17 protein-coding genes and 1 pseudogene are annotated in these 18,205 nt (G+C 59.1%); 15 read left to right on the forward strand and 3 right to left on the reverse strand.

All coding sequences use genetic code 11. The features are described 5' to 3' along the window. Positions 1-200: 200 nt before the first annotated feature. Positions 201-553 (forward strand): annotated as a pseudogene (locus RCCGE510_RS34010) (DeoR family transcriptional regulator); the annotation flags it as partial. A gap of 187 nt (positions 554-740) precedes the next feature. Here the strand turns inward: RCCGE510_RS34010 and RCCGE510_RS29790 are convergent. Both RCCGE510_RS29790 and RCCGE510_RS29795 read right to left on the reverse strand, forming a co-directional pair. After that, positions 741-1,442, reverse strand: a complete 702-nt coding sequence (locus RCCGE510_RS29790) for a RibD family protein (protein ID WP_007636564.1) — start codon at positions 1,440-1,442, stop codon at positions 741-743. Positions 1,443-1,473: 31 nt separating this feature from the next. After that, positions 1,474-2,325 carry an SDR family NAD(P)-dependent oxidoreductase gene (locus RCCGE510_RS29795; protein ID WP_037080227.1) on the reverse strand — a complete coding sequence of 284 codons (852 nt, stop codon included), beginning with the start codon at positions 2,323-2,325 and terminating at the stop codon, positions 1,474-1,476. 455 nt (positions 2,326-2,780) lie between these two features. On the opposite strand from RCCGE510_RS29795, the gene RCCGE510_RS29800 reads away from it, so the two are divergent. From RCCGE510_RS29800 to RCCGE510_RS34015, 14 genes are all read left to right on the forward strand, one after another. Next, entirely contained in the window at positions 2,781-3,563 is a 783-nt protein-coding gene (locus RCCGE510_RS29800; protein WP_192815367.1) for an SDR family NAD(P)-dependent oxidoreductase, read from the forward strand. 11 nt (positions 3,564-3,574) lie between these two features. Further along, on the forward strand, positions 3,575-4,318 hold the full coding sequence (locus tag RCCGE510_RS29805; protein ID WP_007636571.1) for an SDR family oxidoreductase: 744 nt from the start codon (positions 3,575-3,577) through the stop codon (positions 4,316-4,318). Between the two features lie 350 nt (positions 4,319-4,668). Then, entirely contained in the window at positions 4,669-5,607 is a 939-nt protein-coding gene (locus RCCGE510_RS29810) for a LysR family transcriptional regulator (RefSeq protein WP_007636573.1), read from the forward strand. Positions 5,608-6,001: 394 nt separating this feature from the next. Beyond that, positions 6,002-6,685 carry a GntR family transcriptional regulator gene (locus RCCGE510_RS29815; protein WP_007636577.1) on the forward strand — a complete coding sequence of 228 codons (684 nt, stop codon included), beginning with the start codon at positions 6,002-6,004 and terminating at the stop codon, positions 6,683-6,685. A 139-nt stretch (positions 6,686-6,824) separates the two neighbouring features. Further along, positions 6,825-7,661: an NAD(P)-dependent oxidoreductase gene (locus tag RCCGE510_RS29820; RefSeq protein WP_240539721.1), complete on the forward strand. Its 837-nt coding sequence runs from the start codon at positions 6,825-6,827 to the stop codon at positions 7,659-7,661. Positions 7,662-7,752: 91 nt separating this feature from the next. Continuing rightward, positions 7,753-8,181, forward strand: a complete 429-nt coding sequence (locus RCCGE510_RS29825) for a carboxymuconolactone decarboxylase family protein (protein WP_192815368.1) — start codon at positions 7,753-7,755, stop codon at positions 8,179-8,181. A 76-nt stretch (positions 8,182-8,257) separates the two neighbouring features. After that, the gene (locus RCCGE510_RS29830) at positions 8,258-8,641 is read left to right on the forward strand and encodes a hypothetical protein (protein ID WP_007636580.1); all 384 of its coding nucleotides are present in this window, start codon (positions 8,258-8,260) and stop codon (positions 8,639-8,641) included. Further along, on the forward strand, positions 8,638-9,534 hold the full coding sequence (locus RCCGE510_RS29835) for an alpha/beta hydrolase (RefSeq protein ID WP_007636581.1): 897 nt from the start codon (positions 8,638-8,640) through the stop codon (positions 9,532-9,534). Before RCCGE510_RS29830 ends, RCCGE510_RS29835 begins: the two co-directional genes overlap by 4 nt. 49 nt (positions 9,535-9,583) lie before the next feature. Beyond that, positions 9,584-10,726: an ABC transporter substrate-binding protein gene (locus tag RCCGE510_RS29840; RefSeq protein WP_007636582.1), complete on the forward strand. Its 1,143-nt coding sequence runs from the start codon at positions 9,584-9,586 to the stop codon at positions 10,724-10,726. Between the two features lie 89 nt (positions 10,727-10,815). Further along, on the forward strand, positions 10,816-12,369 hold the full coding sequence (locus tag RCCGE510_RS29845; RefSeq protein WP_007636583.1) for a sugar ABC transporter ATP-binding protein: 1,554 nt from the start codon (positions 10,816-10,818) through the stop codon (positions 12,367-12,369). Continuing rightward, a complete protein-coding gene (locus tag RCCGE510_RS29850; RefSeq protein ID WP_037080236.1) occupies positions 12,366-13,340 on the forward strand; it encodes an ABC transporter permease in 975 nt (324 codons plus the stop codon). Before RCCGE510_RS29845 ends, RCCGE510_RS29850 begins: the two co-directional genes overlap by 4 nt. A gap of 12 nt (positions 13,341-13,352) precedes the next feature. Then, entirely contained in the window at positions 13,353-14,372 is a 1,020-nt protein-coding gene (locus RCCGE510_RS29855) for a sugar ABC transporter permease (protein WP_007636586.1), read from the forward strand. A 23-nt stretch (positions 14,373-14,395) separates the two neighbouring features. Next, on the forward strand, positions 14,396-15,883 hold the full coding sequence (locus RCCGE510_RS29860; RefSeq protein WP_007636588.1) for an NAD-dependent succinate-semialdehyde dehydrogenase: 1,488 nt from the start codon (positions 14,396-14,398) through the stop codon (positions 15,881-15,883). Between the two features lie 66 nt (positions 15,884-15,949). Continuing rightward, positions 15,950-16,231, forward strand: coding sequence for a hypothetical protein (locus RCCGE510_RS34015; RefSeq protein ID WP_081525801.1), 282 nt, complete (start codon positions 15,950-15,952; stop codon positions 16,229-16,231). 432 nt (positions 16,232-16,663) lie between these two features. On the opposite strand, the gene RCCGE510_RS29870 is transcribed toward RCCGE510_RS34015, so the two are convergent. Then, positions 16,664-17,770: an NAD(P)-dependent alcohol dehydrogenase gene (locus RCCGE510_RS29870; protein WP_007636590.1), complete on the reverse strand. Its 1,107-nt coding sequence runs from the start codon at positions 17,768-17,770 to the stop codon at positions 16,664-16,666. Positions 17,771-18,205: the final 435 nt, after the last annotated feature.

Consider the following 18,205-nt stretch of genomic DNA (forward strand, 5'->3'; position numbering starts at 1 on the left):
AAATGAGCGCTTTCGGCCATGCATGGAGCGGTGGAATCGCGCCATCATACGTCTTAACGTGTCCCATTATGCCAGCAGCGCGTTAGCGTTGTCGAATAGAACAACACAAACTAACGAAAAATGATGTTTGTATGTGATTTTATACGGTGCGGACCTTGATGTTAGAAGGTCGGTTGCAGTGCGCGCCGGAGGATTAGAATATGAAGAGAGATGATCGGAGGCAGTCCACTATGGACCTGTTGGTCGCGCAGAGGGTCGTGGATCTGGACGAGCTATCCGATCGGTTCGCATATCCAAGATGACCAACCACCAGGATCTGGATGATCTTGAGCAGGCAGGGATGCTTCGCAAGGTCCGTGGCGGGGCAACGATCGAGGCAGGAGGCCATTTCGAAAGCGATTTTCGGTTTCGCCAGCAGCAGGAGGGCGAGGCCATGCGCCGGATGGCCGAGGCCGCCCTTGAACTCGTCGAGCCGGGCATGACGGTGATGGTCAACGACGGATCTATGGCGTCGGCGCTCGAGGAATTGCTGCCACAGAAGAGGCCGCTGACTGGAACAGGCCAAGAGATCGATCGTGCTGTCCAAAGCTTCCCGTTTAGATCTCTCATGCATCGGGTCTTCTTAAATCGCAGGCGGAAATCCTACCTACGCGATGCGCGGAAGGCGGCACCTATCCCGAATCTCAAGCTGGGCTCACCAATGGGGGAGCCCTTCCACAATCTTCTCCTATGGACGTCTCTTATGGACGTCCAACGCGATATCTCAGATGCACGGAGCCGAGGCCAGCGGCTTCGGCGCTGATAAACGTGAGCCTCGCCCTGCCGGCAAGCCCATCCTCGCCGCCCTCGAATATGGCCGGTGTATTCGACTTGCCTCCGATCGCAGGGAAGATGACCAGGCTGACCTCGTCAACAAGACCCGTATTCAAGAAATTGCCATTGGTTTGCGCCCCGCCTTCCAGCATCAAGCGCTTCACAGCGAACTCGGTTCCGAGAACGTCGAGCGCGTTTTTCAGATCGACGCCATCTTTCTCGGATACGATATAGGAAACGCCAGCCTGGGTGAGGCCCGCCAGGTAAGCAACATCCACGTCAGATCCTGTCAGGACGACAAGGTGAGCTCCCTCAATGTCGTTCTTGTCCCAGCGTAGCCGACCGTCCTTATCCACGATGACAGCGAACTCGCCGGCGTCCGGGTTGGCGATATGGATCGGTCGCGCGGCTGTGCCGGTTGCTTGATAGGGGCGGTCGACGGCGTCCGCGAACTCTTCTCCCGTCGCTCTTCCCGAAAGCCAGGCGTCGGCGCCGATCTTCTCATGCAGGCCGTCATAGATCTTCACGAGCTCATCGACCGAATGGCCGGTTGCCTCGGCCCAATCATTGACGATCAATCGGCCATCAAGCGGCGACATCATGTGACAGATTACATAGGGTCTGGGCATTGGATTACTCTCCTCTACAAACAGTCCACCGTCAGTGGCCTGTCTTCAACCAGGCTGCGAATTTATCCATCCAGTCGGGGTGCCAGCGTGAAAGCGCCGGCCGGTTCAGGATCATGTCATCGGCCGCCCAGCGGATCCGTCTGGCGTCTATCGCAGACGTAACCGCGTTATCAGGACAGATGATGTAAAAGTCCTCGTCGAGCAGACGGGCCAGGAAGTATTCCACCAGCTGCTCGGCGGTCCATGCCTCATCGGGCTTGGCAGCGCCCTGTGGCTTGAGTGCGATGTTCATGGGTGTCCACGTGTAGCCAGGGACGAGGAGATGAGCCGATACACGACCTCCCGTCTCCTTCAAAAGCTCGTGTGACAGCTGTTCGGTCAGCACCTTGACAGCTGCCTTTGCCACCGAATAGGCGGCATTGCCTGGAGGAGTTGTAATTCCTTCCTTGGAGCCGAGGTTGACGACCGCCGATGGTCGGGCTGTGTTGATCATGTAGGGCACGAAGACGTGCTGTGCGGCTAGAACACCTCCGAAGTTTACATCGATCTGGCGTCGCCACTTTGCAGGATCATCCCAGGGGCCGGCTCCTTGCGTAATGCCCGCGTTGTTTACAAGGATGGCCACGTCGCCAAACCGAGAGGCTGTTTCGTCCTGCAACCTCGCCAGTGCGGATATGTCCGAGACGTCGCCGCTCACAACCAGAGTGTCGGTATCGAGTGACGAGGTAACATCCTCAAGTGCGTCGGTGTCGAGATCCAACAATGCGAGCTTCATGCCGCGGGCCGCGAGAGCCCTCGCGATTGCCAAGCCGATGCCCTTCGCTGCTCCCGTGATGACCGCAACGCGGCCAGGAGCAACGATGCTGTTCATTCTCTCGCTCATCTTTGTCTTTCCCGTCATTGGAGTCACCGCTGGAAGGTGAGCCGGACACGCCGTCGCGGTGGATTTTCTCGGCCGACAGCACCAGCGCAAGAAGTGCATCAGCGATACACGGGCGCGCTTGGTGGTAGTCGGACCATATCTGCTGGCTGCGAACGACAGCTCAGTCCCCAAACAACATAGGGCGCACCGCCTGCCACTTGAAGTGAGCTGGATCGCACGCACCGATGAGCCGTGTTCACTCTCGGGTGCCTTCGTGACGTAGGGAATGCCTCGTCGGGCTTGGCAGCGCCCTGCGGCTTGAGAGGTAAGGCACTCCTGGTCTCTGCCAGATCGGTGGATGATTTTCACTCACCGCCCCGATCGATTTTGCTCATGTAACCAATCGGCTCCACGGGCATTTGGTCACCAGCGCCTCGAGGCGATCGTGGTGCTGACAAAACCAAAGGAGTGAAATCATGACAGGGAATAAACCACTCGCAATGGTCACGGGCGGCTCATCTGGAATAGGCTTCGAGCTTGCCAAACAATTCGCCAAGAACGGATTCGACGTCGCCATTTCAGGCTCAAGCGACAAGGTAAACGAGGCCGCCGATGCGCTACGAAGCCTTGATGCCGAAGCATATCCGTTCAAAGCGGATGCCTCGACATACGATGGCGTCGAGGGGTTCTGGACCTTCACGCAGGGGCTGGGGCGCCCCTTGGAAGCCGCGGCTCTGAACGTCGGTATTGGAATTGGCGGCGCCTTCGTCGATAACGATCTCGAGGATGAGCTTCGCCTGCTTGCGATCAATGTGACCGGGACCGTCCATATGGCCAAACGCGTCGTCCAACATATGGTCAAGAACGGCCGTGGCAGGATCCTCATCACCTCCTCGGTTTCGGCGACCCTGCCCACGCCATACGAAACCGTTTACGGCCCGTCGAAGGCATTTGGTTATATGTTCGCGGAATCTCTGCGCGAGGAGTTGCGCTCGACCGGGGTCACGGTGACGGCACTCCTTCCGGGCGCCACCAATAGCGACTTCCACGCGAACGCTGGAATGGGCGGTACGAAGCTCGGTGGCCAACAGAAAAACGACAAGACGCTCGTCGCGAAGCAGGGGTTCGAGGCTCTCATGAACGACATCGACCATGTCGTCGGCGGAGACCAGGAAACCAAGCGGCAGGTGTTGGAAAACCGGACAACCCCCGAGCCTGTCAAAGCCGCCCGGCAAGCCGAACTGACCCAACCGCAGTGAAGGAGCACGTCATGTCACATGTGAAAGACAAGGTCGCCATCGTCACAGGAGCTTCCTCGGGCATTGGAGCAGCGACCGCCAGAGGATTGGCGGAAAAAGGTGCGCGCGTCGTCCTTGCCGGCCGCAATCAGAAACGCCTCAGTCAGATTGTCGAAGAAATAGCCGACTCGGGAGGTGTTGCCAGCTACCAGGTTGCCGATGCGACGGACTTTGAAAGCACCAAGACGCTCGTCGCGTTCGCCACAACGACGTACAGCCCGGTGGATATATTGGTCAACAATGCCGGCCTCATGCTCTTTTCCTATTGGAAGGATGCCGCCGTCGGCGATTGGAACAAGATGATCGATACCAATCTGCGTGGCTATCTGCATGCGATCGCCGCCGTGCTGCCGTCGATGTTGGAGCGCCGGTCCGGCCGCATCCTGAATATGAGCTCTATCGCCGGCGTTCATGTCGGCGAGGCGGCTGGTGTTTACGGAGCCACGAAGTTCTTCATACGCGGTATCACCGAAAGCCTCAGAAAGGAGGTGGGCGTGGGAAGCGGGATCCAGGTATCTCTGATCAGCCCTGGCGTGATCGATACCGGTTGGGCCGACAAGGTTCATGACGACACGGGCAGAAAGATCGCCGGAGAACTCAACAAGCAGGGTATTCCGCCGTCGTCGGTGGCGGAGGCTGTGGTCTATGCACTTGATCAGCCCCCGGAGATCACGATCAACGACATTGTCGTCCATCCAACCCGGCAGGACTGGTAGCCGGCGCTTTCAAAAGCTCAGAACTTGAACCTCCGGGACTGTCAGACCGCCCGCGCGGAGGTGGTATCCGTTCCAACCGGTGCCGTCTTTCGTGGCTGTGGACACGAAGATCTTCATTGCATGACCATCTAATCCCGGAGGTTCTCGTTTTTCAGCGACCGGGCCATCGCCGCCGTCCTTCCCAGGATCCAACATGGATCAGCTAAGGTCAAATTTTTGACTGCTTCCTCGCCCATCACATACCAAAGACAGGGACAGTTGAATAAGAATTGAAGATGCCAGCCGCCTGAAGCAAGGTCGGCGTCGGCAAGGACGATCTTTTTCAGTACAAGTGCGAGTATCCATCACTCATGGTATCGACGCGGGCCGATCTGGCCGACCTTGAAACTTTCGTCGCGATCGCGCGGGCGGGCGGGTTCCGAAAGGCCGCCGCGCTTCGCGGCGTTTCGGGCTCCGCTCTCAGCCATTCGATCAGGGGTTTGGAGGCCCGTCTGGGCGTCCGTCTGTTTCATCGGACAAGCCGGAGCATTAGTCTTACCGCCGCCGGCGAAGTGCTGCTTGCCGAACTGGAGCCCCGTTTCCTCGGCATCCAGGCTGCGATGGACCTCCTGGACGGCTTCAGGAGCGGGCCCACGGGCAGGGTAAGAGTGACCACGCTGCGTGACGCCGCCGAGCTGTTGATCGCTCCTCGACTGCACAGTTTTCGCAGCAACTACCCAGATGTCGAGGTCGAAGTCAGCGTCGAGGATCGCTTTATCGATATGGTCGCCGAAGGTTTTGACGCCGGTATCCGTTATGGGGGAACAGTTCCCGAGGGGATGATCGCGTCGCGTCTGACGTCCGAACTTGAATGGATCGTGGTCGGTTCTCCAACCTATCTCAACAAACGAGGGCGGCCCGCGCGGCCGGACGATCTCTTGACACACGAGTGTATCCGGATCCGAACCGGTACGGATCACCTCTGCAAATGGGAACTTGGCGACGGCGATCGCATGGTTGCTCTCGACGTTCCGGGACTGCTCACGCTCGGAGATTCGGAACTGTCCATCCGCACGGCGGAGGAGGGAGGCGGTCTCTTTTATTGCCTCCGGGCCCGGGTCGAGGACAAGCTCGCCGCCGGTTCGCTCGAAGTCGTGCTGCCGGACTGGTCCTCTACTGGGCCGGGTTTTCACGCATACTATGTTTCGCATCGTCAGGTGCCGTCCGCTCTCCGGACGTTTCTCGACCACCTCAAGGCGCCGGTTGCGGACGGACGGCCCGACGGCACAGTCTCAGCGCCGGAAGTTTGAGTGCCGGCAGAAAGCTCGCTCGCAGCCAGTTCAAATTTACGGGCAGCAGGATCGCCTGGCGTTCTTTAACATGCCGGGAGCGTAAAAATACGTTAGCGCCACCGGTCGGTCTGAGCCTTGCCTCGCAATTTTTCTCAAACAGTCTGTGATTGTCTGTGCGCGGCGAGCTGCCATTGATTGCCTATATCAGCTGCCGTAACTCCCTCACCACCGAAGCACGCGCTTTTGATCTCTCGATATTTGAATGTGCAGACGAGCAGGCAAATCTATAGCGATAGGATCAACTGATACTGGTAGCTCTCAGACAATCTGGATTGATATTAAGCGCGAATGGCTGCATATGTAGAGAATGATTTAAGCACGGTGTGAGCCGTTTACAGGTGTTGGCGGGGCGATGCAGACGGACCTACAGATATCCAAACAGAACGCGACGTTGCGCTTTAAAGTTGAGGAAACCTTACGTCAGGCGATCGTCAGCGGGCGGTTCAAGCCCGGCCAGCGACTGGTTGAGCGCGAACTTTGCGAAATGCTGGGCGTCGGCAGAACCTCGGTTCGTGAGGCCATGCGACAGCTTGAAGCTGAAGGCATCATCACAAGCTATCCCCATAAGGGGCCGGTGGTCAGCACGATCACCTACGAGGAAGCCCAGCAACTTTATACTGTGCGCGCACTTCTTGAGGGATTCGCGGGTCAGCAGTTCGCCGAGCATGGCACCGCCGCCGACATAACGACCCTTCAAGCCGCGGTGGTAGAATTTGAAGCCGCTGCCGAAAGTGGCGTCGGCACACGGCTGATACACGCGAAAAACGCATTCTACGACTGCTTGATGGACGGAAGCAAAAACGTGTTCGTAAGGCAGATGCTGACAGCTTTGCATAACCGGATCAATCTCCTTCGGATGACATCCATGACCCAGCCGGGGCGCCTTTCGCATAGCATTACCGAAATCAAAGATATCGCGAACGCAATCAAGAATCGCAACGGTCCGTTGGCGGCGGCAGCCTGCAAATTCCACATCGACCAGGCAGCGAAGGTGGTGCTTGAATACCTGCGGAAGAACGCCGCGCCAGAATCTTAAGATTTCGATTGACAGATTGTCTGATAATCCGTTTAATCTCCCCTGACGAAAGGTGAGCTTTGTTGCTCGCGTGCATTCGGAGGAAAAATTGTCAGCGACAGTCGACGCAACTCGCGTGGCCTTTATCGGGCTGGGCGCCATGGGCCAGCCGATGGCTCAACATCTCATCTCAGCAGGCTTCGAGATCGTCGGCTTCGACCTTTCGAAAGACGCCAGGGTAAAGCTCGCCGATGCGGGCGGGCGAGCCGCCGAAACGATTTCTGAGGCCATGGTCGGGGCCAGTTTCGTGATCACCATGCTTCCGAACGGCAAGATCGTGCGCGACGCGCTTCTGGGCGGCAACGCCTGTGGCGGCCTCAAGCAAAATGCCGTCGTCATAGACATGAGTTCCTCTGCTCCAAATGATACAAGGGATCTCGGTCTCGAACTTGCTTCTCGTGGTCTTCGGCTGGTTGACGCCCCGGTCTCCGGAGGCGTCAAGCGAGCCGTTTCTGGCACCTTGACAATCATGGCCGGTGGGGAGGATGCTGATATCAAGGAGGCCGAGCCCCTGCTGAATGCAGTGGGGCAACAAGTGTTCCGGACGGGGCCAGTTGGCTCGGGTCACGCGATGAAAGCGATTAACAACTTCGTATCTGGTGCAGGTGTGCTCGCGGCGATCGAGGGTGTCCTTCTGGGACGTGCCTTCGGCCTGGAGCCGGAGACGATCGTCGATATTCTCAACTCGTCGTCTGGGAAGAACAATGCCACCGAAGTGAAGATGAAGCAGTTCATTCTTTCTGAGACGTTCGGGTCGGGATTTGCCATTGGCCTGATGGCCAAGGATATTCGCATCGCCGCCGATCTCGCCAAGACGCTTGGTCTTCGCCTCGACGCTCTCGCCAGCACGGCAGACGCCTGGGATGCTGCACAGAAGGCGCTGGGTCCTTCCGAGGACCACACCCGCATCCTCCGATACGTCGAAGATCACAATTAGCCGCGGAAATCCGCTCATTGCAGTGAAATTGACAGATTGTATGAACATCAGTTCATTTTGCTGAAAACCGGAAAGCTAGGAGTGTCGTTGAATGACCGCAACGAAAGAAGCGACAGTGAAAACATACGGCAAGAAGCGGCCTGTCCCTTCGGAACAGTTCGCTCAAGGGCTGGCGACGCGTCGTGAAGTCATGGGCGATGCCTATGTCGACGCAGCACTCGGTAAGGCGACCGACTTCACCTGGCCTATGCAGCAGCTCGTCACAGAGTATTGCTGGAACGAGATCTGGAACCGACCAGGCCTCGACAGGCGCGCGCGGTCCATTCTGAACCTTGGCATGATCTCTGTTCTCAATCGTCCGCATGAGCTCAAGGGCCACGTGCGCGGCGCGATCAACAACGGCCTCACCAAGGAGGAAATCCAGGAGATTTTCCTGCAGGTCGCGATTTACGCCGGCGTACCGGCGGGCATCGACAGCTTCCGAAACGCCCAGGAGGTCTTCAACGAAATGGGCATCTGAAGCCGCCGCTGGGCGTGGCGGAAAATTTTGAAAGGCGTGGATCGGCCGCGCCGTTTTAACTAGGGAGGAGCCGAACTTGGCCATCGATCTCGAGAAGTTCAAAAAACTGGCGCTGGAGGACTTCGAGTTCAAGCGCGAAACCCGTTATCTCAACGGCATTATCAAATGCGATTTTCCGACCCGCAGCGTCGCACTTCACTTCGAAGACGGCAAGATGGCGAAGGTCGAAGAAGCCGCCTACGACGACGAGAAGTGCACGATCGTCATCCGGGGCACGGGCGAACAGTGGGACGCGCTTCTCCAGAAGAAGCCGCAGCCATTTTACCAATGCCTGCAGTCGTCGAATATCAAACACGGTCTGTACCTTAGCAACAATCACGAAACCTTCGCGTATCTCCCTGCGCTCAATCGCATGACGAACCTGATGCGCGAAGCCCGTCCGGAAGGAGTAGCAGCATGACCAGGCATGATCCGATCACCGGCCGTTACGTCTACCTGACGATCGAAGGCATCGAATATCGCGTCTACTACGAGGAAGCCGGAGAGGGCATTCCCTTGCTTGTCGGTCACACGGCGGGCTCGGACGGCCGCCAGTACCGCCACACGCTCTGCGACGAAGAGGTGACCAAGAACTTCCGCGTCATCGCGTTCGACCTGCCTTATCACGGGAAGTCTCTTCCCCCGCACGGCGTTCGCTGGTGGGAGAAGGAATACAACATGACCAAGAAGTTCATGATGGACTTCCAGCTGGAACTCTCGAAAGCCCTTGGTCTGGACCGTCCCGTTTACATGGGTAGCTCGATGGGCGGACATCTGGCAATCGATCTGGCGTCCAATTATCCTGACAACTTCCGTGCGACCATCTCCGTCGAAGGGGCACTGCGCTCGGCTGCCGAATATGTCGATGTCGGCATGGCAGGCATCAGGAAGGAATTCGACAACCCGAACGTGAATCGTACCTCCATCGGCGCGGCAATGATGCTCAACATCTCGCCGTATTCACCAGAAGCCAATGTCCGCGAAATCCAGTGGGAATATAGCTGCGGGGGTCCGGGCGTCTTCGCAGGTGACCTCTATTATTACTACTACGACCACAACGTCTCGCCCGAAGAGGCGAGCAAGATCGATACGTCGAGGTGCATGCTGTACTTCCTGACGGGCGAATACGATCCCAACACCTCCCCGGCGGATACCAAGATCGCCGCGGATCTCGTCAAGGGCAGCAAGTTCTGGACGATGGAGAAGCTTGGACATTTCCCGGTCACCGAAGACTACACCGAATTCAGAAAATACCTGCTGCCGATCCTTGAGGAAATCCAGCAGGCTTCCGCAACCAGGGCGAAAGTCGCCTGAAACAATCTCTTGGGAGGACCATCCAATGAGACGCTGTTTAACCGGAACCATGGGGGCGCTGATCGCGGTCGGCGCCCTGACGACCACGACGTGGGCTGACGGCGTCGACCAGCTCCCCGCCAACGAGAGGACAATCTATGAGGTTGTCGACCCGCAGATCCCGCTCGGCGCGAGTGCCTATAAGGACTTCAAACCAAAGAAGGGACCACCGTGGAAGATCGGCTACGCCAGTAGCTATGCCGGCAATACGTGGCGCGCAGCCGCCCTCGATGCCGTCATGAATGACCTGTTGCCGCGCTCCAAGGAAGCGGGGCTCGTATCCGAAGTCGTGGTCACGCAGTCCGACCTTAAGGACGCTGTCCAGATCCAGCAGATGCGCCAGATGGTTGATGATGGTGTTGATGCCATCATCATTTGCTGCTCGAACGTCACCGCTCTCAACCAGACGATCGACTACGCCTATAAGGCAGGCGTCCCTGTCTTCTCGTTTTCGGGATACGTGACGTCGCCTTACGCGATCAACGGCGCTGCCAATCACGCGCAGGGCGGCGGCGAAATGGCGACATGGCTCGCAGACAAGATAGGCAAGAAAGGCAACGTGCTTCTCGTGTCGGGCATCCCTGGCTTCGCCTCATCAGACAGCTTCGACAAGGCGGCCAAAGATGCGCTGGCAAAGTATCCCGACATCACCATTGTCGGCGAAGTGGCTGGCAAGTGGACCGACCAGGTCGCGCAGGTCGAAGTGCAGAAATTCCTGGCGACGAACCCCACCCAGATTGACGGTATTCTGACACAGGGCGCGCAGGAGAACGGCGTGTTGAACGCCATGCTCCAGTCGGGCCGTGACATGGTGCCGATTACGCTGGGTGGCGAGGCTTCGGCGGCATGTTACTGGCGCCAGAATCCCGAATGGATCGATGCCGGCTTCCATATCTGGCCGCCGCGGCGCGAGATGCAGCAGATGTGGGAGATCATGCTTCGCACGCTCGAAGGACAGGGGCCAAAGGTACAGTCCTTCCTGCGCCCTGTCCTGCCGTTCACAATCGACGAGGTTCGCGCGGCGATCCCCGAGGGTTGCGATGTGAACTCGACGGATTTCGTCGAACCGAAGGCGGACGGATGGTTCCCAAGTGCGATTGCCGACCAGTACTTCGAGCGTCCTGCCGATCCCTGGAAACCGGCAGCCCAGTAAGCCGGATCCGCCCGGTGGCTTAACTGCCGGGCGGACCGTTGGATGATCGTAAAGCCGCTTTGGCGGATGTTGCGGGTGGGAGGTTTGCGATGGGCAGCGAGATAACAGTCAGAATGATAGAGGTCGCCAAGGCGTTCGGGGAGACGAGGGCACTCAAGAAGTGCGACTTCGAGGCCCGCGCCGGAGAGGTGCACGCCATCGTCGGCGAGAACGGCAGCGGCAAGAGCACGATGGCCAAGATCATGTCGGGCGTTTTGCACCCGGACGCAGGCAAGGTCACGATCCTGGGTGAAAAGGTTGCCTCGCCCGTCGACGCCAAGCGGGTCGGCCTGACCACCATCTTCCAGGAAGTCCTGGTTGCCGACGAGGCCAGCGTGTTCGAGAACCTTTATGTCGGTCGTGACGGTGTCTTTCGGTCGCAGTCGACCGGCGATCGGCGGATCGAAGCGGCTGAAATCCTGGCGCGGCTCGTCGGAAAATCCGTAGACCTCGATCAACTGGCAGGCAGCCTGCCGCTCAGCATCAAACAGTGGATCGTCATCGCACGGGCGATCCTTCGCAGGCCGCAGGTGCTGATCCTCGACGAATCTTCGGCCGCGCTCGACCTCGACTCGACCCTCCGGCTCCACGCGGAAATCGACCGCCTTCGTGCCGAGGGCGCGACGATCCTCATCGTCACTCACCGGATCGCTGAACTCGTGCGTATCGCCGACCGTGCGACGATCCTGCGTGATGGGATAACTGTCGGTACGCTCGGAAAGGACGAGATTACCGAGGAAAACCTGCTGTCCATGATGACGCCGGCAGATCGGCGCGCCAGCGATGCGACAGAATACGCCTCCCGAAAGAAGGCGCTATCGGCCCCTCTCATACTAACCGCGACGGGTCTCGCCGCGCACAGGTCGGCGCGCCTATTCGATTTCGACCTTCCCAAGGGGAGCATCGTCGGCGTAGCCGGGCTTGATGGGCAGGGGCAGGACGCTTTTATCCGCGCCTTGGCCGGCATCATCCAGCCGTTCGGTGGCGAGGTGAAGGTCCGCTCGGTGGATGCGGACAAGATGATCGCCCTGCGATCGCTCGGCGATGCTGCCAACCTCGGTGTTTCCTACGTCTCCGGGGATCGCAAGCGCGAGGGTATCTTCCCGCAACAAAGCATCTTCGAAAATCTCGCCATAGGCGTCTACAGGAAGAAGCTCGGCCCCCTGGGCGTGATCCGCAAGCCCACGCTGAAACCGATGTTCAAGCGCGAAGTGGATCGTCTGCGCATCAAGATCGGCAGCCCGTCGAACAGGATCACCTCGCTGTCGGGCGGCAACCAGCAGAAGGTGCTTATCGGGCGCGCCTTCGCAAACGATCCCCAAGTCATCCTCCTGAATGACCCCGCCCGCGGCGTCGATCTCGGCACCAAGCGCGACCTCTACCGGGAGCTCCGTCTGTTCGCTGAAAAAGGCGGCAGTGTCATCTACCTGTCGAGTGAGATCGAGGAGTTCATCGGGTTTGCCGATCGCGTCGACGTGTTCTTCGGGGGAACGTTGTTTCGATCCCTGAACGGCGAGGAAATCGCCGAGGCACCAATCCTCGCCGCTATGTTCGGAAAAGCCCGGGACGCTTCCGTTCATTTCGATCTGGAAAGGACCGCATGATGTCCGCAACCGCTTTCCGTCAAGTCACGCAGGACCGCTCGTTGTTCGTTCCGGCCGGACTTTTCCTCGTCCTCCTTTGCGCTGTCGCCTTCCGGGGCCAGGGTCTGTTCACGAACAATGGTCTGGCCGGAGCCATTCTGGTTGCAACGCCGCTGATCCTGACCACGCTCGCGATAACACCGATTGTCATGGCGGGCCGCGGAGCGGTGGACCTTTCCGTGGGCCCGCTCATGGGCTTCGTCAACGTCACGCTCATTACGTGGCTGGTCGGCAACGGCATCACGCACCCCGTGGCCATCATTGCCTGGGCGGTGGGATTGGGAGCGGCGTTCCAGCTGGTGCAAGCACTTGTGATCATCTATGTGCGCGTCGCGCCCATCATCGTCACGCTCTCCGGTTTCCTCGTTCTGTCGGGCGTCAACCTGATGGTCATGTCGCGTCCCGGCGGTGTCGCTCCAGACTGGATGCTAAGCTGGGGCGCGGGAACGAGCGTATTTTCGCCTGTCCTGTTGCTTCTGCTCGGCGCTTTCGCAATCTGGGGCGTCCTGAGGGGCACGATGTTTTACCGCAACCTGCGGATGACAGGCGCTGACGAGCGGATGGCCTATACCAGCGGTGTGCAGGTCGACGTCGTGCGCATCATCGCCCATATGGTCGGCGGCGTTTTTGCCGGGCTGGCCGCATTGAGCTACACCGCGCTGATCTCATCCGGCGACCCGACCCAGGGCAGCACCTACACGCTGCAAGCGGTGACGGCGCTGGTCCTTGGCGGCGCCAGTCTCTCCGGGGGCCGCGGCGGTGCGCTCGGCTCGACGCTCGGCGCCATCAACATGTTCCTCATCTCGTATCTTCTATCCACTTTCAACTTCGGTACGGTTTCCGGCTTCGTCACGCAAATGGCCTTTGGCCTGATCCTCGTTGGGTCACTTCTCGTGAACGTCTTCGTCATCAGCCGCCGCACTGTCGCGTAAGGGAGTAAGGAAATGATCTCCACTGCCTTGAACTCAGAAATCGGCGCGGCCCGTGGTGCCAGCCCTTTGCGCAAGCACAAGAGTATTTCGATCGGCTTTTGTCTCCTTGCGTGTCTGCTCATTCTTGGAACCCTGCTCGTGCCGGGCTTCGTGTCGCCGCAGAACGCGCGATCGATCCTCCTGCTTGCCGCCTTCCTGGGGCTGGCGTCTGTCGGGCAGACGCTCTGCGCGCTCGTTGGAGCGCTGGATCTTTCCATCCCATACATCATCGGTGGCGCCAATATCCTGCTTCCAAGCCTCATGGTGGCGGGTCTTCCCGCCCCCGTCGCCATGATCGTCGTGCTTCTCCTTGGCATTTTGGTCGGGGCTTGCAACGGCGCCCTCAGCTTCCGGCTGCAGGGTCAGGCGCTGATCATGTCGCTCGGTCTTGGTTTTGCCGCCGTCGGGGCGGTCCAGATCTACACCTCGCTCGGATCGCAGTTCGGCGGTACCGTCTTTGCGCCCGTCCCCGGATGGCTTCGCAACCTTTCGGCATTCAACGGCAAGTTCTTCGGTCTGCCGTTTCCACCGGTTATCATTATATGGGCTGTCATTGCCGCAGCTCTGGTCTGGATCATGCACAACACCTGGTTTGGCCGCAGCCTCTACGCTGTAGGCGGGAGCCGCACGGCCGCCGCCCGCCTCGGAATCTCGGAAGTCAAGATCTGGACAGTGATCCACAGCGTCAGCGGGGCGATGTCGGCACTGACCGGAATGCTGCTTCTTGGTTTTTCCGGCGGCGGTTTCGTCGGTGTCGGCGATCCCTACCTGTTCACCACCGTGGCGGCGGTCGTTATCGGCGGAACATCTCTTCTGGGCGGTGCCGGCGGGTATGGGGCGACAGTTCTCGGCGTCCTCGTGCTTACTGTCCTGACCTCGCTTCTCGTCGGCCTGGGGCTCAGTTTCCCGGCACAACAGGCCGTCGTAGGGTTGCTGATTGTCCCCATGGTCGCGATCTACGCCCGCTCACCACACATCCGCAATCAGATTTGAACGTTGCATCGAAAGGAATACCAATGGCTATCTCCACCGCTCTACTTGATCGCCTGAAAGACCCCTCGCTGGTACGCGAGGAAATGCTGGTAGGAGGCGACTGGCGAAAAGAGGGCGCGAGCGGCAAGACGATCCAGGTCCACAATCCCTCGACCGGGGACGTGATCGCGAGCCTCCCGGGCGCAGGACTCCAGGACGTCCGCGAAGCCATCGACGTCGCCAAACTCGCCCAGAAAAAGTGGGCCGCACGATCGGGCAAGGAACGTGCCGGCGTCATGCGGAAGTTCTTCGACCTCGTCACGGCCAACACCGAGGACCTCGCGATCATCCTGACATCCGAGATGGGCAAGCCTCTGGCCGAGGCACGCGGCGAGGTGGCCTACGGCGCTTCCTACATCGAATGGTTCGGGGAAGAAGCCAAGCGCGTTTACGGCGACACCATTCCGGGGCATCAAGCCGACAAGCGCCTGTTTGTCATCAAACAGCCCGTCGGCGTGGTGGCGGCCATCGCGCCCTGGAACTTTCCTTCCGCCATGGTCTGCCGCAAGATCGCCCCGGCGCTGGCATCCGGCTGCGCCATCATCTTCAAGCCGGCCGCCGAAACCCCATTGTCGGCCCTTGCTCTTGCAATCCTCGCTGAGCGCGCCGGAATACCCGGCGGCCTGTTCAGCGTCCTGCCGACAGACAACGCCCGGATGTTCGGTGAAGAAGTCTGCTCGAACCCCATCGTCAAGAAGCTGACCTTCACAGGGTCTACCGAGGTCGGCCGCATCCTGATGGCGCAGGGCGCACAAAAGATCATGAAGCTCAGCCTCGAACTCGGCGGCAACGCTCCCTTCATCGTCTTCGACGATGCCGACCTCGACGAGGCCGTGGAAGGAGCGATGCTGTCCAAGTTCCGCAATGCCGGCCAGACCTGCGTTTGCGCCAACCGTCTCTACGTCCAGAGCGGGGTCTACGACCGCTTCATAGAACAACTGGCGGCGCGGGTTTCCGCCCTCAAGGTTCTTGACGGTTTCGAGGATGGAGCCACCATCGGTCCCCTGATCAACGAGGATGCAGTGGCGAAGCTCTATAGCCACATCGAAGACGCGGTCGGTAAGGGTGCGAAGGTCGTTGTCGGCGGCGCAAGGGACGAGCGTGGTGGCACCTTCGTCCAGCCGACGCTTCTCTCGGAAGCCACAAAGGAAATGAAGGTCGCACGAGAGGAGACCTTTGCGCCGCTCGCCCCGGTCTTCAGGTTCGAAACGACGGACGAGGTCATTGAACTGGCCAACGACACCGAGTTCGGTCTCGCTGCCTACTTCTACGCCAACGACCTTCGAAACGTGTGGAAGGTTACGGAAGCCCTGGAGTACGGGATGGTCGGCGTCAACACAGGCCTGATCTCGACGGAGGTCGCACCGTTCGGCGGCGTCAAGCAGTCGGGGTTCGGCCGCGAGGGCTCAAAATACGGCATGGATGACTTCCTTTCGATGAAATACGTCTGCATGGGCGGCATACAATCGTAGTCCAACGGCGGGTGGCGGGTCTTAACGCTCGCCACCCGCAATGTTTGAGCTGGTCACGGAGGCCCGATGACGCCTTCTGCAGAAGGCGGGGAAACTCTTGGTCAAGACCGCGCCGGCAGCCTTCAAAACGAGGCGGTCGACCGCGAGCAGGACCCGCAGGCGAACGTCGAGGGCAGAACGGCAATGCGCTTTGAGGCAACGTCCGATGACCCGGCCGACAGTTTCGTCGGTGTTTCTCGACGGGACGGAGACCGCGCGCCACCGGCCGCTCGCTGGCAAGATCATCACCGGTATGTCTGCTTTCTGCTGGCGGCACGTCGACGCAAGGCTCGCGCGTCGGGACCCTGAAGGTGCGCGGCGCGGTGACGATATGAGTCAGACTGCGCAGGATAGGCGACACAACATAATCCGGAATGTAGCCGACGTAGCCATCGAAATCGGCCTTCACCTGTCCGCACGAGTGCTCTTTTGGGTCAAGGGCTGCACCCGGTGGAACCTAACTTCCCACTTGCAGATTCTGCAATGGCGTGCGGGTTCGTCAACTGCCGCAAGGCCTCGATGCGGCGGTCACGGATCGCTGAGACATTGCGCCGTCGCCGACAAATATTTTGACGTGGAAGAGCTCACATCGTTACCGCGACCTAGTCGCGTTGCAATGATGAAATGAGGCGGCGCCTCATACCTGCATTGAAGAGTGTCCGGGCGAGACCGTGACGACCACCGCCCCGCCCGGACGTTGCCCTGGGAGGCTGACTTCTGGACTGTGTTTGCCGCGAGAGCTTAGTGCTTCATCCGCAGGATCGGCTTGATGACCTTCCCGCTCTCGGAATCGGCCATTGCCTCGTTGATCTGGTCGAGATCGTAGAACTGGACGAGTTTGTCGAAGGGGAACCGTCCCTGCTGCCAGTATTCGATTAGCTCGGGTATGAATTTGGAGGGAATGCTCTGGCCTTCGACCACGCCGACGAGCGTACGGCCGAACAGAAAGTTGCCGATGTCGACGACGCCTTCCGTTCCGAGCGCGGACGATCCGACCAGTCCACAGGTTCCTGGCGTGCCGAGGCAATCGACCGCCTGGCGAAACACCTTCGGCGAGCTCGTGCATTCGAGACTGAAGTCTGCGCCTTCGGGAATGATTTCCCTGATCGCCTTGACGCTATCCCCATTGCGGGCGTTTATGATGTGGGTCGCACCGAGTTCAATCGCCAGTTCGAGACGTTCGTCGTTGAGATCGATCACGATGATGGTCGAGCATCCGGCGATCTTCGCCGCCATGACAGCCGCCATGCCGACAGCACCCGCGCCGAACACTGCAATGGAAGATCCTGGTTTGGGCTTGAGGCAGTTGAGAACCGCACCGGCGCCCGTTTGCAGCCCGCAGCCCAGCGGTCCCATGAGTTCGAGTGGAACATCTTTGGAAACCTTGACCGCATTGCGCTCGCTGGCGATGGCGTAGGTGGCGAAAGAAGACTGCTCGAAGAAGCACCCGCTGATCTGGGTACCGTGTGAATCATGGAGCGGGCAGCTTCCATCCGGCCGGCTGCCACGGAAATTTCTGCCGAAAAAGTCCTCACAATAATAATGCGTGCCCCCCCGGCACTTCTCGCATTTCCCGCAATATGCGTAGCTTAGAGCCACGTGGTCTCCGGGCGAAAGCCCTTTTACATCGGCCCCGACCACTTCCACGACGCCGGAGCCTTCATGGCCGAGAACCACGGGCTGCGGTACGTCATATCCTTGATCGCGAACAACCATGTCGGTGTGGCAGACACCGCTCGCCACGATCCGGACGAGGATTTCGTCGCGACGAGGTTGATCGATACCGATGCATTCCAGAACAAGAGGCTTTGCCTTTTCGCGCGAAATTGCCGCGTATGCTTCTTTCATAAAATGACTCCTTCAGTGCGCGCTCGGCCGACGGGACGTTTGTAGGCGCTAGCAGACAATCAGTCAATTATGTTCCGTAAAACCAACACCCGCTGAGGCCATGCCGGCGCTACACGGGTAGGCAAAGAGACAAAGTGTTATAATATCAATCGATTGTCTTGTGTCTGCGGCTGAGCTACATCAGGCTAGAATGGTCGCCTGTCATAACATCCGTATTCGCTTGACAGATTGACTGAGTCTTACGCACTTCATTGAAGGCTCTAGCTGAAAAGGTAACGCCCTTTCTTTCCTGTCCAAGCGGCCTCATTTTTTGGGCGGATGGTAAGCGGCACCGGCTCGAAACCTCACTTCCATGAACTTCGTCGGAGAGGCAATCCCGTCTGTTGCTAATTGACGCGCCCGTTGCATGAGGAAATGACGCGGCGTTGTCTTATA

This window comes from Rhizobium sp. CCGE 510, assembly GCF_000292525.1.
GTDB lineage: Bacteria > Pseudomonadota > Alphaproteobacteria > Rhizobiales > Rhizobiaceae > Rhizobium.